This is a genomic window from Streptomyces sp. NBC_01506, from assembly GCF_045040295.1.
In the GTDB taxonomy this organism is placed as follows: domain Bacteria; phylum Actinomycetota; class Actinomycetes; order Streptomycetales; family Streptomycetaceae; genus Streptomyces.
Genome location: NZ_CP109422.1, coordinates 2,289,273 through 2,303,591 on the forward strand (window position 1 = coordinate 2,289,273; position 14,319 = coordinate 2,303,591).

At 68.9% G+C, this 14,319-nt stretch carries 8 protein-coding genes; all 8 read right to left on the reverse strand.

Annotated elements, in window-relative coordinates; genetic code table 11:
- Positions 1-14 precede the first annotated feature (14 nt).
- The 8 genes from OG329_RS09655 to OG329_RS09690 all read right to left on the reverse strand — a co-directional run bounded on the left by OG329_RS09655 (position 15) and on the right by OG329_RS09690 (position 14,246).
- Entirely contained in the window at positions 15-398 is a 384-nt protein-coding gene (locus tag OG329_RS09655; protein WP_405794143.1) for a helix-turn-helix domain-containing protein, read from the reverse strand.
- 109 nt (positions 399-507) lie between these two features.
- Positions 508-1,020 carry a CinA family protein gene (locus OG329_RS09660; RefSeq protein ID WP_405801730.1) on the reverse strand — a complete coding sequence of 171 codons (513 nt, stop codon included), beginning with the start codon at positions 1,018-1,020 and terminating at the stop codon, positions 508-510.
- A 119-nt stretch (positions 1,021-1,139) separates the two neighbouring features.
- Positions 1,140-1,805: a CDP-diacylglycerol--glycerol-3-phosphate 3-phosphatidyltransferase gene (pgsA, locus tag OG329_RS09665; protein ID WP_405794144.1), complete on the reverse strand. Its 666-nt coding sequence runs from the start codon at positions 1,803-1,805 to the stop codon at positions 1,140-1,142.
- Positions 1,802-3,376 (reverse strand): 30S ribosomal protein S12 methylthiotransferase RimO, encoded by a 1,575-nt coding sequence (gene rimO, locus OG329_RS09670; RefSeq protein ID WP_405794146.1) that lies wholly within the window; start codon positions 3,374-3,376, stop codon positions 1,802-1,804. The genes pgsA and rimO overlap by 4 nt, the downstream gene beginning before the upstream one ends.
- Positions 3,377-3,543: 167 nt before the next feature.
- The gene (locus OG329_RS09675; RefSeq protein ID WP_405794147.1) at positions 3,544-4,398 is read right to left on the reverse strand and encodes a helix-turn-helix domain-containing protein; all 855 of its coding nucleotides are present in this window, start codon (positions 4,396-4,398) and stop codon (positions 3,544-3,546) included.
- Between the two features lie 210 nt (positions 4,399-4,608).
- Entirely contained in the window at positions 4,609-7,530 is a 2,922-nt protein-coding gene (locus tag OG329_RS09680) for a DNA translocase FtsK (RefSeq protein WP_405794149.1), read from the reverse strand.
- Positions 7,531-7,756: 226 nt separating this feature from the next.
- Positions 7,757-8,422 carry a two-component system response regulator gene (locus OG329_RS09685; RefSeq protein ID WP_405794150.1) on the reverse strand — a complete coding sequence of 222 codons (666 nt, stop codon included), beginning with the start codon at positions 8,420-8,422 and terminating at the stop codon, positions 7,757-7,759.
- Between the two features lie 280 nt (positions 8,423-8,702).
- The gene (locus tag OG329_RS09690; RefSeq protein ID WP_405794151.1) at positions 8,703-14,246 is read right to left on the reverse strand and encodes a HAMP domain-containing protein; all 5,544 of its coding nucleotides are present in this window, start codon (positions 14,244-14,246) and stop codon (positions 8,703-8,705) included.
- Positions 14,247-14,319 lie beyond the last annotated feature (73 nt).

Consider the following 14,319-nt stretch of genomic DNA (forward strand, 5'->3'; position numbering starts at 1 on the left):
TCACGCCGTACACATCAAGCGGCGACGACATCCACCGCTTCTGTTGGCGCCTTGATGGTCACCCGCTCCGTCGGCATACCTGCCACCGACGTCACGGAGACGGAATTGAGCATCGGACGTACCGCCGCGGGCACCGGCTCGCTCGCCGCTGCGGACGCGGCCAGCTCGGCCAGCGACAGTTCGTCGCTCACTTCGCGCATGAGCTCGGACATCCGTACGTCAAGCGCGTCGCAGATGGCGGAGAGCAGTTCGGAAGACGCCTCCTTCTGCCCCCGCTCCACCTCGGAGAGATAGCCCAGCGAGACTCGGGCGGACGAGGAGACTTCGCGCAGAGTACGGCCCTGGCGCTGGCGCTGCCGACGCAGTACGTCACCAAGCAGGCGACGGAGCAGAATCATCGGTGGCTCCCTCCTCGGACCGCGTAGCCGCATCCTTCTCGCCCCACCGTACCGCCTCGCGCTGCGGCCGTGCGGGGAGCGATGTCGTGTTCACTCAGGGCTGCAAACATCAAGTCCCCCCGTTCCGTTCCGTATCCTGTGTCCGCCCGTACCCGGCCAGTTCACCGGAGAGCAGTTCGAGCACGCTCCGTACACTCTCTCTACGGATTTCCGCCCGGTCACCGTTCAACCGCAGTGCGGCCACTTTCCCGGCACCGTGCGGACCACTGACGGCCACGTAAACCGTACCCACGGGCTGTCCGTCCTGCGGGTCCGGCCCCGCGACGCCGGTGGTCGAGATGCCCCAGCCGGCGGCCAGTACGTCCCGTACGCCGACGGCCATCTGCCGTGCGACCTCGGGATCCACCGCTCCCCGCTCGGCCAGAAGTGTTCCGTCGACGCCGAGGACATCGCGCTTGACGTCCGTCGCGTAGGCCGTGACGGAGCCGCGGAGCGACCGCGAGGCGCCGGGGACCGATGTCAGTTCGGCGGCCACCAGACCACCTGTCAGCGACTCGGCGACGGCGAGCGTCGTTCCCCGCCGCACCAGCAGATCAAGGACGTGTGCCGCCGCGTCCCTCAGTAGAACGTCGTCGGCCGCCGCATCCTTCCCGGCAACTGTCGCGGGGACCGGACCGGCCGGTACGGGCTCCGCCCCCTCCCGCGCCGCGCACCTCACGAACGTCGCCGACGTCGCCGACGTCACGAAGCCCGCTCCGCGCGGTCACGCTCGGCCGCCAGCCCCTGTCGTCGCAGCACGATCGCCTGACGCACATAGTCCAGGCCGGTCAGCACAGTCAGCACGACCGCGACCGCCATCACCCAGAACCGCAGCGTCGCGAGCGGCCCCGTCAGCGCCAGTACGTACATACCGACCGCGGTGCCCTGCGCCAGCGTCTTCATCTTGCCGCCGCGGCTGGCCGGAATGACCCCGTGCCGGATCACCCAGAACCGCATCAGCGTGATCCCGAGCTCACGGAAGAGAATGACCCCGGTCACCCACCACGGCAGATCCCCGAGGGCGGAGAGACTGATCAGCCCCGCCGCCATGATCGCCTTGTCGGCGATCGGGTCGGCGATCTTCCCGAAGTCGGTGACCAGGTTGTACGTACGGGCCAGATGCCCGTCGAAGACATCGGTGATCATGGCCACGGCGAACGCGGCCCACGCCCAGGCGCGCCAGGCCGGGTCGTACCCGCCGTCCTGGAGCAGCAGCATCACGAAGGCCGGTACGAGCACCAGCCGCATCATGGTGAGGATGTTGGCGATGTTCCAGATGCTGGCCTGATTGACGGCCGCAGCCCCCAGCTTGCCGCCGGGCGTCGGTCTACCCTGGCCGCCCTCGGCCGATGCCGGGACTCCGGTCATCTGGCTGCCTCCTCACCGGGGCTCCGGGGCTCGTCCCCGGTGAAGCCGCAGTACTCCGCCACCAGGTCCACGCCTTCGGTGCCGACCACCTTTGCCTCGACCATACGACCGGGAACAAGCCCCTCGCGCGACGTGAAGATCACCTGGCCGTCGGTCTCGGGCGCCTGGTGGGCGGCCCGGCCCACGGCGGCCTCCGCGTCGTGGTCCAGGGAGTCCGAGGGGTCCGAGGAGCCCGAAGAATCCGAGGAATCGGCGGAGACGGACTCCACGAGCACCGTCAGGGTCTCCCCCAGGCGCTCCTCGGCCCGCTGCGACGTCAGCTCGTCGGCCAGCCGCGACAAATGCGCCAGCCGCTCGGCGACGACGTCCTCGTCCAGTTTGTGGTCGTACGTCGCCGCCTCGGTGCCGTCCTCGTCCGAGTAGCCGAACACACCGATGGCGTCGAGGCGCGCGCCGGTGAGGAAGCGTTCCAGCTCGGCGAAGTCGGCCTCCGTCTCGCCCGGGAAGCCCACGATGAAGTTGGAGCGCACACCGGCCTGCGGCGCCTTGCCCCGGATCGTCTCCAGCAGCTCCAGGAAGCGGTCGGTGTCCCCGAAGCGGCGCATCGCGCGCAGTACGGAGGGCGCGGAGTGCTGGAAGGACAGGTCGAAGTACGGGGCGACGCCCGGCGTCGACGTCAGCACATCGATGAGTCCGGGGCGCATCTCGGCGGGCTGGAGATAGCTGACCCGTACCCGCTCGATCCCGTCGACCGCCGCGAGTTCGGGCAGCAGCGTCTCCAGGAGGCGGATGTCGCCGAGGTCCTTGCCGTAGGAGGTGTTGTTCTCGGAGACGAGCATGACCTCTTTGACGCCCTGCTCGGCGAGCCAGCGCGTCTCTCCCAGCACGTCGGAGGGGCGGCGCGAGATGAAGGAGCCTCTGAAGGAGGGGATGGCGCAGAACGAGCAGCGCCGGTCGCACCCGGAGGCCAGCTTCACGGAGGCGACGGGGCTGTTGTCGAGCCGTCGGCGCAGCGGGGCGCGCGGACCGGAGGCCGGCGCGAGACCCTGCGGCAGATCGGCGGGCGCCGGGATGACGGCCTCTGTAGGAGAAGCGGCCTCGGCGCCGTGTCCCGGCAGGGCCACACCGGTGGCGCCCTGCCGGTCGGCCGGGCTGAGCGGGAGCAGCTTGCGCCGGTCGCGCGGTGTGTGCGAGGCGTGAATACCGCCGTTGAGGATGGTCTGGAGGCGGTCGGAGATGTCGGCGTAGTCGTCGAATCCGAGCACGCCGTCCGCTTCGGGGAGCGATTCCGCGAGCTCCTTGCCGTAGCGCTCCGCCATGCAGCCGACGGCGACGACGGCCTGGGTTCTGCCGTGATCCTTCAGATCGTTGGCTTCCAGCAGGGCGTCGACGGAGTCCTTCTTGGCGGCTTCGACGAAGCCGCAGGTGTTGACGACGGCGACGTCCGCGTCGGCGGCTTCCTCGACGAGCTCCCAGCCGTCCGCTGCCAAGCGGCCTGCAAGCTCCTCCGAGTCCACCTCGTTACGGGCGCAGCCAAGCGTGACAAGGGCGACGGTACGGCGTTCGGGCATGGGCTCAAGACTACTTTGTTCAGGCCGCCCTCCTGCCGTGCAGGGTTGACCGGCCGGCCCGGGGGCGGTGGAGCGCACCCGCGGTGCCTCCCCGCGCACCCCGCCGCAGTACCGCCCGGGGCATCACCCCGTGACCCGCCGGCGCCTCTCGGCGCCGGCCGCGGGCATCAGCCCGCCTCGGGGTCGCCCTTCGTGTACGAGGGGCGCTCGACCTGGCCCGGCCTGAAGTCCTCGTCCACCTGCTTGCCGTTGACGAAGATGTCGATCACTCCGGCGTTACCGAGGATGAAGTCGATCTGCTCGTCGTCCTGGAAGGTCTTGGACTCACCCTTGAGGAGCAGTCCGTCGAAGATCAGTTCACCGTTGGGGGACTTGGCGGAGATCCAGCTCTTGTCCTCGACGGCGGACAGCTTGACCGTCACCTTGTCGGCCGGGGCCGCGGCGATGGCGCTGTCCGACGGGTCGGGCTTCGGGTCTGCGGGCTTCTTGGTACTCGGCTCGGACGTCGTCTTCTCGGGGGCCGGGCCCTCGGCGACCTGCTTGCCCTGGCCCTCCTCGTCGGCACCGCTGAACATGGTGAAGCCGACGAAGCCGATCACCGCGACGATCGCGGCGACCATGGCGGCCGTCCAGTTGGGCCGCCGCCGCTCCGGGCGGATGCGCTCGGCCTCGAACAGCGGGGCGGCGGGCGTCGGCGACGGGCGCCCACCGTGCTCGGAGTCGTACTGCCCGACAAGTGGTTCGGGGTCGATCCCGACCGCGCGTGCGAGCATGCGGATGTGACCGCGCGCGTAGACGTCGCCGCCGCTGCGCGAGAAGTCGTCCTGCTCGATCGCCTGCACGATGGGAACGCGCACCCGGGTGGAGGCACTGACCTGTTCGACGGTGAGGCCGGCGGCGGTGCGCGCGCGTGTGAGGGCCTGACCGACCGAAGGCTTGTCCTCCACGGTCGCGGGCCGCTCGTCCTCAGGGGGGTCGGCGGCGGAAGGCTGGTCGTCTTCGGGGGAGTTGCCGATGGACACGGGAGTGCCTTTCGAGCGTGTAGCCACCTGCTGGATGTTCAGTCTATGGGTGGTACGAAAGGGTGGGGCAACCGGGCGGATGCACTTTGTACGCCATCTGAATGGCCCGACGGCGTGTCGGCGGGACACCGGGGTGTCTCTGTCTCCACGTTGACGTCCGGCCGGGGGAAAGGGTTGCTCCGGATATCTCTCGGATCGCCTCGGACTCCGTCAATTCCCGTCAGCTCCTTCGGGAGCGGGCTCGCCGCGGATCACCGCGAGCACTGCGTCCAGCTCGTCCGCCTTCACCAGCACATCACGCGCCTTGGAACCCTCGCTCGGACCGACGATGTTCCGCGATTCCATCAGATCCATGAGTCTGCCCGCTTTGGCGAAACCCACGCGCAACTTCCGTTGAAGCATCGATGTCGAACCGAACTGCGTGGAGACGACCAACTCGGCGGCCTGGCACAGCAGATCGAGGTCGTCACCGATGTCCTCGTCGATCTCCTTCTTCTTCGCCGTGCCGACGACGACGTCCTCCCGGAAGACCGGCGCCATCTGGTCCTTGCAGTGCTGGACGACGGCCGCGACCTCGTCCTCCGTAACGAAGGCGCCCTGCATACGGGTCGGCTTGCTGGCGCCCATCGGGAGGAACAGCCCGTCGCCCTTGCCGATCAGTTTCTCGGCGCCGGGCTGGTCGAGGATGACCCGGCTGTCGGCGAGCGAGGAGGTCGCGAAGGCGAGCCGGGAGGGCACGTTCGCCTTGATCAGACCGGTGACGACATCGACCGAGGGGCGCTGGGTGGCGAGCACCAGATGGATGCCTGCGGCGCGGGCCAACTGGGTGATGCGGACGATCGCGTCCTCGACGTCGCGCGGCGCGACCATCATCAGGTCGGCCAGCTCGTCCACGATCACCAGCAGATACGGGTAGGGAGTCAGCTCGCGCTCGCTGCCCTCGGGGGCCTTGACCTTGCCCTTGCGTACCGCCTGGTTGAAGTCGTCGATGTGGCGGTAGCCGTACGCCGCGAGGTCGTCGTAGCGCAGGTCCATCTCCCGTACGACCCACTGGAGCGCTTCGGCGGCCCGCTTGGGGTTGGTGATGATGGGCGTGATCAGGTGCGGGATGCCCTCGTACGCCGTGAGCTCGACCCGCTTGGGGTCGACCAGGACCATGCGGACGTCCTCCGGGGTGGCCCTGGCCATCACCGAGGTGATCAGACAGTTGATGCAGGAGGACTTGCCCGATCCGGTGGCGCCGGCGACCAGCAGGTGCGGCATCTTGGAGAGGTTGGCCATCTCGTAGCCGCCCTCGACGTTCTTGCCGAGCGCGACGAGCATCGGATGGTCGTCCTCGGCGGCGTCGGCAAGCCGCAGGACGTCGCCGAGGTTGACCATCTCCCGGTCGGAGTTCGGGATCTCGATGCCGACGGCGGACTTGCCGGGGATGGGGCTGATGATCCTGACGTCGGGGCTGGCCACGGCGTAGGCGATGTTCTTGGTGAGGGCGGTGATGCGCTCGACCTTCACGGCGGGGCCGAGCTGCACCTCGTAGCGGGTGACGGTCGGTCCCCGGGTGAAGCCGGTGACGGTCGCGTCGACCTTGAACTCCATGAAGACGTTGGTCAGGGAGCTGACGACGGCGTCGTTGGCGGCGCTGCGGGTCTTGCCGGGGCCGCCGCGCTCCAGCAGGTCCAGCGACGGCAGCGCGTAGGTGATGTCGCCGGCGAGCTGAAGCTGCTCGGCGCGCGGGGGCAGGGGGCGGTCCTGCGCGGGCGGGGGCTTGGTCAGGTCGGCGACGACGCCGGACGGCGAGAGCGCCGAGGCGGCGTCGCGCGGCTCCGGCTCACGCGCCGTGGGTACGGAGTGCTCCCGCGAGCCGGCGCCCGAGCCGGCTCCCGTACGTGCTGCCGCACCGGACCGGCCGCCGGAAGCCCCGCGCGTACGCTCCCCCGGCCGCGCCCTCGCCGCGTCCCTGGTGCGGTCGGCCGAGACGCCCTGGGTGAGGTCGGCGACGATCGGCGAGGGCGGCATCCCGTTGAGTACCGCTCCGTCCAGCGCGGCGGCCGCCGCGGCGGCCACGTCGACGGCGTCCATGGGCCGGTCTTGGGCGGCGGCGGCCGGCTGCACCGACTGTCTGCGGGGGCGCCTGCGGCGGGCCAGCGCCTCGACCTCGGCGTGGTCGGGGTCGTACTCGTCGGGCGCCTCGCTCCGCCGCGCCGTCGAGCGGCGCCCCCGCGCGGGCAGGGCCTCACGCCACTGGTCGTCGTAGCGCTCGTCGTCGCTGTCGTACGCCTCCTCATCCCGCTCCTCGTCGTCCCGGTCGGCCGAGGCCGGGGCGAGGACGCCGAGACGGACAGCGAGCTGCCGCAGCCGCTGCGGGACGGCGTTGACGGGCGTCGCGGTGACGACGAGCAGTCCGAAGACGGTGAGCAGGACCAGCATCGGTACGGCCAGGACCTCGCCCATGGCGAAGATCAGGGGCATGGAGGCGGCCCAGCCGATGAGCCCGCCGGCGTCCTGCATCGCCTCGGTGCCCGCGTCCCGGCCCGGGGAGCCACAGGCGATGTGCACGAGCCCGAGGACACCGATCACCAGCGCGGAGAGGCCGATGACGATGCGTCCGTTGGCCTCGGGCCGCTGCGGATAGAGGATGAGCCGCACGGCGACGGCGCCCAGCAGTATCGGGACGAGCAGATCGAGCCGGCCGAAGGCGCCGGTGATCAGCATCTCGACGAGATCGCCGACCGGGCCGCGCAGATTGGACCACGTACCGGCGGCGACGATCAGGGCCAGCGCGAGCAGCAGGAGCGCGATGCCGTCCTTGCGGTGCGCCGGGTCGAGCCCCTTCGCGCCCCGCCCTATGCCCCGGAACATCGCGCCGACCGTGTGCGCGAGACCGAGCCACAGGGCGCGTACGAGGCGGTAGACGCCGTTCGTCGGGGACGGTGCGGGCTTGGGTGCCGGTTTGGCCGCGGACTTCTTCGCCGGGGCCTTCTTGGCCGGTGACTTCTTCGTGGGTGCTGTCTTCTTCGCCGCGGCCTTGGCGGCGGGGGCCGCCTTCTTCGCGGCACCGCTCGTACGGCCGGCACGCGGTTTCGCGGTGCCCGCCGTGCCCTGGGAACCCTTGCCGGACGTACGTGAGGCCATGGGGGTGAGGTTACCGGTGTGAACGGCGGCGGACACGTGTGCCCACCGCTTCACCCGTTCGTGTCGTGCGCCGTGGGCCGGAAACTGACGCGCCCTCAGCCGCCTTCAGCCGCCCTCGCGGGACGGCCGAGTCAGGCGCGGTGCGGACGCCGCGCGAGAGAAAACGGGCCGCCCACGGGCCCGTTGAGGCCCGGGGCGAGCCCGATCAGTTCGGTGGTCGGTCCGGTCAGTTGGGTGTGGGGAGCGGCGAGCCGCCTCCGCTGCCCGGCTCCAGCGCGTCCAGCGCCCTGCGGAGTCCGGTGAGTTTGCGCTCCAGATGCGCCGCAGTGGCGACGGCCGCCGCGTCGGCGGAGTAGTCGTCCAACTGTTTGGAGAGCGCTTCGGCCTGCTCCTCGACCGCCGCGAGCCGCGCGGACAGTTCGGCCAGGAGACCCGTCGGCTCCTTCACCTCGCCCGCTCCGGCCAGTTGGAGTCGCAGCAGCTCCGCCTGCTCCTTCAACTGACAGTTCTTCATGTACAGCTCGACGAAGACCGAGACCTTCGCGCGCAGCACCCACGGGTCGAACGGCTTGGAGATGTAGTCCACCGCGCCGGCGGCGTAGCCCCGGAAGGTGTGGTGCGGACCGTGGTTGATGGCCGTCAGGAAGATGATCGGGATGTCCCGCGTCCGCTCGCGCCTCTTGATGTGGGCGGCGGTCTCGAACCCGTCCATCCCCGGCATCTGGACGTCGAGCAGAATGACCGCGAAGTCGTCCGTCAGCAGCGCCTTGAGCGCTTCCTCCCCTGACGATGCCCGCACCAGCGTCTGATCGAGCGCGGAGAGGATGGCCTCCAGCGCCAGCAGATTCTCCGGCCGGTCATCGACCAGGAGGATCTTGGCCTTCTGCACCATGGCCCGCCCTCCTCGCCCCGGCTGTGCACCGGGCGCCGCCCCAGGGGACGACTCCCTTACGCCGTCCGTCCTTGTGCCGGTCATGGTAGCCGCACCCCGCCTGTCGCCACACCCTGTCACCGCGATGTCACTGTGCACGTAGCAAAAACGTCACAGGAGCTCGAAAAGTTCCCCGAATACCTGTGGTCCACACGCGATCGACCACAGGAACTCACCTTCCTCCACCAGGTTCGCACAGCCGCCGGTCACTTCCGAAGCCGTTCCCGACGTCACTTTCATGTCACTTCCGATGCATCCACTGTTCCATCACCGACAGAAGGTGATCGGGATCGACCGGTTTTGTCACATAGTCAGAAGCGCCGGAGTCGATCGCCTTCTCCCGGTCACCCTTCATCGCCTTCGCGGTGAGCGCGATGATCGGCAGCCCGGCGAACTGCGGCATCCTGCGGATCGCCGTCGTCGTCGCGTACCCGTCCATCTCCGGCATCATGATGTCCATCAGCACCAGCGTCACATCGTCGTGCTGCTCCAACACCTCGATGCCCTCACGGCCGTTCTCGGCGTACAGCACCGACAGACCGTGCTGTTCGAGGACGCTGGTCAGCGCGAAGACGTTGCGGATGTCGTCGTCCACGATCAGCACCTTCTCACCGCCGAACGAGAACGTACGCCGCTCCTCCGGAGCGTCCAGCGCGTCGGCCCCCCACGCCTCGTCGGCACCCGAACCGGACGCCACCCGTGAGCCGTTGGCGCCGCCCGCGGTCCCGCCGGACGGGCCCCCCGAGCCGCCGGACCGCCCCGACAGCGAGTTCAATCCCTCCGGACCGCCCAGAGCCTTCCGGCGGCGCCGGAACAGCGCGGCGGACCCCGTACGGGCCTCCGACGGCGCCGCGGGCCGGTCCAGCCGCGCCTGCTCCGGCGACAGGGCCGCGGAGTCGCTGCCGCCGCGCTGCGGCTCGATGCCCGGAGTCAACTGCGGATAGCCCTGCGGAGGCAGCTCACTGGCGTGCAGCGGCAGATACAGCGTGAACGTCGAGCCGCGGCCCGGCTCGCTCGCCGCGTGGATCTCGCCGCCGAGCAGCCGGGCGATCTCCCGGCTGATGGACAGGCCCAGACCCGTACCTCCGTACTTACGGCTCGTCGTGCCGTCCGCCTGCTTGAACGCCTCGAAGATCACCCGCATCTTGCTCGCCGCGATACCGATACCGGTGTCGGTGACCGAGAACGCGATCAGATCGGCGTCCGCGTCACGCAGCGAACCGGCCTCCAGCAACTGCTCCCTGATCGCGTTGGGCACATCCGCCCCGGCGGGCCGGATCACCAGCTCCACGGCGCCCGTGTCGGTGAACTTGACCGCGTTGGACAGCAGGTTGCGCAGCACCTGGAGCAGCCGCTGCTCGTCGGTGTGCAGCGTCGCCGGCAGCTCCGGGGAGACGCGTACGGAGAAGTCGAGCCCCTTCTCCGCCGTCAGCGGCCGGAACGTCGCCTCGACGTAGTCGACGAGCTGCACGAGCGCGATCCGCGTCGGGCTGACGTCCATCTTGCCCGCCTCGACCTTCGACAGATCGAGGATGTCGTTGATCAACTGGAGCAGATCGGAGCCCGCGCCGTGGATCGTCTCGGCGAACTCCACCTGCTTCGGCGAGAGATTCATCTCCGCGTTGTCCGCGAGCAGCTTCGCCAGGATCAGCAGCGAGTTCAGCGGCGTACGCAACTCGTGCGACATGTTCGCCAGGAACTCGGACTTGTAGCGCATCGACACGGCGAGCTGTTCGGCCCGCTCCTCCAGCACCTGCCGCGCCTCTTCGATCTCGGTGTTCTTCACCTCGATGTCGCGGTTCTGACGGGCCAACAGCTCCGCCTTCTCCTCCAGCTCCGCGTTGGAGGACTGGAGGGCCTTCTGCCGGTTCTCCAGCTCCGCCGAGCGCTCCCGCAACTGCTCCGTCAGCTCCTGGGACTGCTTGAGCAGCACCTCGGTCTTGGTGTTGACGCTGATGGTGTTGACGCTCGTCGCGATCATTTCCGCGATCTGATTGAGGAAGTCCCGCTGGATGTGGGTGAAGGGCTGGAACGACGCCAGCTCGATCACACCGAGGACCTTGCCCTCGAACAGCACCGGCAGCACGATCACATACGCCGGCGACGCCTCGCCGAGCCCGGAGGAGATCTTGAGATAGCCGGGCGGAACGTTGACCTGGATCGTACGTTTCTCCTCGGCGGCCGTACCGATAAGGGTCTCGCCGGGCCGGAAGGCGGTCGGCATCGACCCGGCCGAGTAGCCGTAACTGCCGCGCATGCACAGCTCGTACGAGCTGTCGCGCCCGCCCGTCCCCAGCTCGGAGACGGCGCCGGAGCCGGTCGGCATGGCGAGGAAGAACGCGCCGTGCTGCGCCGATACCACCGGGGTCAGCTCGCTCATGATCAGCGAGGCCACGTCGTCGAGATCACGGCGCCCCTGCATCAGACCGGAGATACGGGCCAGGTTGCCCTTGAGCCAGTCCTGCTCCTCGTTGGCGAGGGTGGTGTCACGCAGGTTGGCGATCATGGTGTTGATGTTGTCCTGGAGGACCTGGATCTCGCCCGCGGCGTCTACGTCGATCTTCAGATTCAGATCGCCGCGGGTCACCGCGGTGGCGACGGCGGCGATCGCCCGCACCTGACGGGTCAGGTTGCCGGCCATCTCGTTCACCGACTCGGTGAGATCGCGCCAGGTGCCGTCGACGTCCCTGACCCGGGCCTGGCCGCCCAACTGTCCGTCGGTGCCCACCTCGCGGGCGACGCGGGTGACCTGCTCGGCGAAGGAGGAGAGCTGATCCACCATCGTGTTGATGGTGTTCTTCAGTTCCTGGATCTCACCCCGGGCGTCGATGTCGATCTTCTTGGTGAGGTCGCCCTTGGCGATGGCGGTGGTGACCGTGGCGATCTGGCGCACCTGACCGGTCAGGTTGGAGGCCATCGAGTTCACCGACTCGGTGAGGTCCTTCCAGGTCCCCGAGACACCGGGGACACGCGCCTGGCCGCCCAACTCGCCCTCGGTGCCCACCTCACGGGCGACTCGCGTCACCTCGTCGGCGAACGAGGACAGCGTCGTCACCATGATGTTGACGGTGTCGGCCAGCTCGGCGACCTCGCCGCGCGCCTCGACCGTCACCTTCTTGGTGAGGTCGCCGTTGGCCACCGCCGAGGAGACCCGCGAGATGTTCCGCACCTGACTGGTCAGGTTGTTGGCCATGGTGTTGACGTTGTCGCTGAGGTCCTTCCAGATGCCGGTGACGCCACGTACCCGCGCCTGGCCGCCGAGGATGCCTTCCGTGCCCACCTCGCGGGCCACTCGGGTCACCTCGTCGGCGAAGTTCGAGAGCTGGTCGACCATCGTGTTGACGGTCGTGACGAGGTCGAGGATCTCGCCCTTGGCATCGACGGTGATCTTCTTCGACAGATCGCCCTTGGCGACGGCCGTCGTGACCTCGGCGATGTTGCGGACCTGCGAAGTCAGGTTGTTCGCCATGAAGTTGACGGACTGGGTGAGGTCCTTCCAGGTACCGGAGACACCCTGTACCTCGGCCTGACCGCCGAGCATGCCCTCCGTACCGACCTCGCGGGCGACCCGGGTCACCTGCTCGGCGAAGTTCGAGAGCTGGTCGACCATCGTGTTGAGGGTGTTCTTCAACTCCAGGATCTCGCCGCGCGCGTCCACGTCGATCTTCTGCGACAGGTCACCGCGCGCCACCGCTGTGGCGACCTGCGCGATGTTACGGACCTGGGAGGTCAGGTTCCCCGCCATACCGTTCACGGAGTCCGTCAGATCGCGCCACACGCCCGCGACGCCCGGTACCTGCGCCTGGCCGCCGAGCCTGCCGTCGGTGCCCACCTCGCGGGCCACGCGCGTGACCTGCTCCGCGAAGGCCGAGAGCTGATCCACCATCGTGTTGATGGTGCTCTTGAGCTCCAGAATCTCACCGCGCGCGTCCACATCGATCTTCTGCGACAGGTCGCCACGCGCCACGGCCGTGGTCACCTGGGCGATCTGCCGCACCTGGTCGGTCAGATTGCCGGCCATGAAGTTGACGGAGTCGGTCAGTTCCTTCCACGTACCGGAGACGCCGTCCACCCGCGCCTGGCCGCCGAGCCTGCCCTCCGTACCCACGTCACGCGCCATCCGCGTCACCTGGTCGGCGAACGACGACAACTGCGCCACCATCGTGTTGACGGTGTTCTTCAGTTCGAGCATCTCGCCCGCGACGTTGACGGTGACCTTCTGGGAAAGATCGCCGTTCGCGACCGCCGTCGTCACCTGAGCGATGTCCCGCACCTGGCCGGTGAGGTTACGGAACGCGGTGTTGACGGAGTCGGTGAGGTCCTTCCACGTACCCGCCGCGCCCGGCACCTCGGCCTGGCCGCCCAACTGGCCCTCCACGCCCACCTCACGGGCGACACGCGTCACCTCGGAGCCGAACGAATTGAGCTGCCGCACCATCGTGTTGACGGTGTTCTTGAGTTCGAGCATCTCGCCGGCCACGTCGACGGTGACCTTCTGGGAAAGGTCACCGTTCGCGACGGCGGTCGTCACCTGGGCGATGTCGCGCACCTGGGTGGTCAGATTGCGGAAGACGGTGTTGACGGAGTCCGTCAGATCCTTCCAGGTGCCCGCCGCGCCGGGCACCTGCGCCTGGCCGCCCAGCACACCCGACCCGCCGACCTCGCTCGCCACCCGCGTCACCTCGTCGGCGAAGGTACGCAGCGTCTCGGTCATCTGGTTGATCGTCTCGGCGAGCTGCGCGACCTCGCCGCGCGCGCTCACCGTGACCTTCTGAGAAAGATCGCCGTTCGCGACGGCGGTGGTGACCTCGGCGATGCCCCGCACCTGACTGGTCAGGTTGCCGGCCATCGTGTTGACGGAATCGGTGAGGTCCTTCCACACACCGGCCACGCCCGGCACGGCCGCCTGGCCGCCCAGCTCACCCTCGGTGCCCACCTCGCGGGCCACGCGCGTGACCTCGGAGGAGAACGAGGACAGTTGGTCCACCATCGTGTTCACGGTGTTCTTCAACTGAAGCATCTCGCCGGCCACATGCACGGTGACCTTGCGCGACAGATCGCCCTTGGCGACAGCAGTGGTAACGAGAGCAATGTCACGCACCTGGGCGGTGAGCCGGTAGGCCATCGTGTTGACGGAATCCGTGAGGTCCTTCCACGAACCCGCCATTCCACGCACCGTGGCCTGACCGCCGAGCTTGCCCTCGGTGCCGACCTCCAGCGCCACGCGCGTCACCTCGTCGGTGAACGCGGACAGTTGGTCGACCAGGTTGTTGACGGTACGGGCCACCTTCAGGAACTCGCCGCGCAGCGGGCGCTCCGTCCCCGCCGAGCCCTCGGCGAAGTGCGAACGCAGCTCCATCCGCTGCTCCAGGTCGCCCTCGGCGACCGCCGACAGCACCCGCCCCACCTCGGACACAGGGCGCGCCAGGTCGTCCACCAGCGCGTTCGACGCGTCGATCGCGGTGGCCCAGGAACCCTCGCAGACGCCCGTCTCCAGCCGCTCCGTGAGCTTTCCCTCCCGGCCGACCATGCGCCGTACCCGGGCCAGCTCACCCGTGAGGTGCAGATTGCGGTCCGCCACCTCGTTGAAGACGGCGGAGATCTCCGCCATCACATCGTCACCGGAGACGGTCAGACGTTTACGGAAGTTTCCGTCCCGCATCGCCACCAGGGCCGTCAGCAGTCTGTTCAGAGCCGCCGCATCGACCTCGGTGGTCCCGTTGCTCCGGGACCGTCCGCCTTTTGCGCGCGTGCTGTTGCCACGCGCCGCCACGCCAGACTCCACCGTGTCCCTCCCGCGGGGGTTGACCGTACTGCTCAGAGTGTTGCTCAGGCTCTATCTGGAATCTTGCCCAGTG

Excerpts from the sequence above, each read along its gene's own strand:
- rimO (WP_405794146.1), bottom strand. The coding sequence starts at position 3,376 with ATGCCCGAACGCCGTACCGTCGCCCTTGTCACGCTTGGCTGCGCCCGT.
- OG329_RS09685 (WP_405794150.1), bottom strand. The coding sequence starts at position 8,422 with ATGGTGCAGAAGGCCAAGATCCTCCTGGTCGATGACCGGCCGGAGAAT.
- OG329_RS09655 (WP_405794143.1), bottom strand. The coding sequence starts at position 398 with ATGATTCTGCTCCGTCGCCTGCTTGGTGACGTACTGCGTCGGCAGCGC.
- OG329_RS09680 (WP_405794149.1), bottom strand. The coding sequence starts at position 7,530 with ATGGCCTCACGTACGTCCGGCAAGGGTTCCCAGGGCACGGCGGGCACC.
- pgsA (WP_405794144.1), bottom strand. The coding sequence starts at position 1,805 with ATGACCGGAGTCCCGGCATCGGCCGAGGGCGGCCAGGGTAGACCGACG.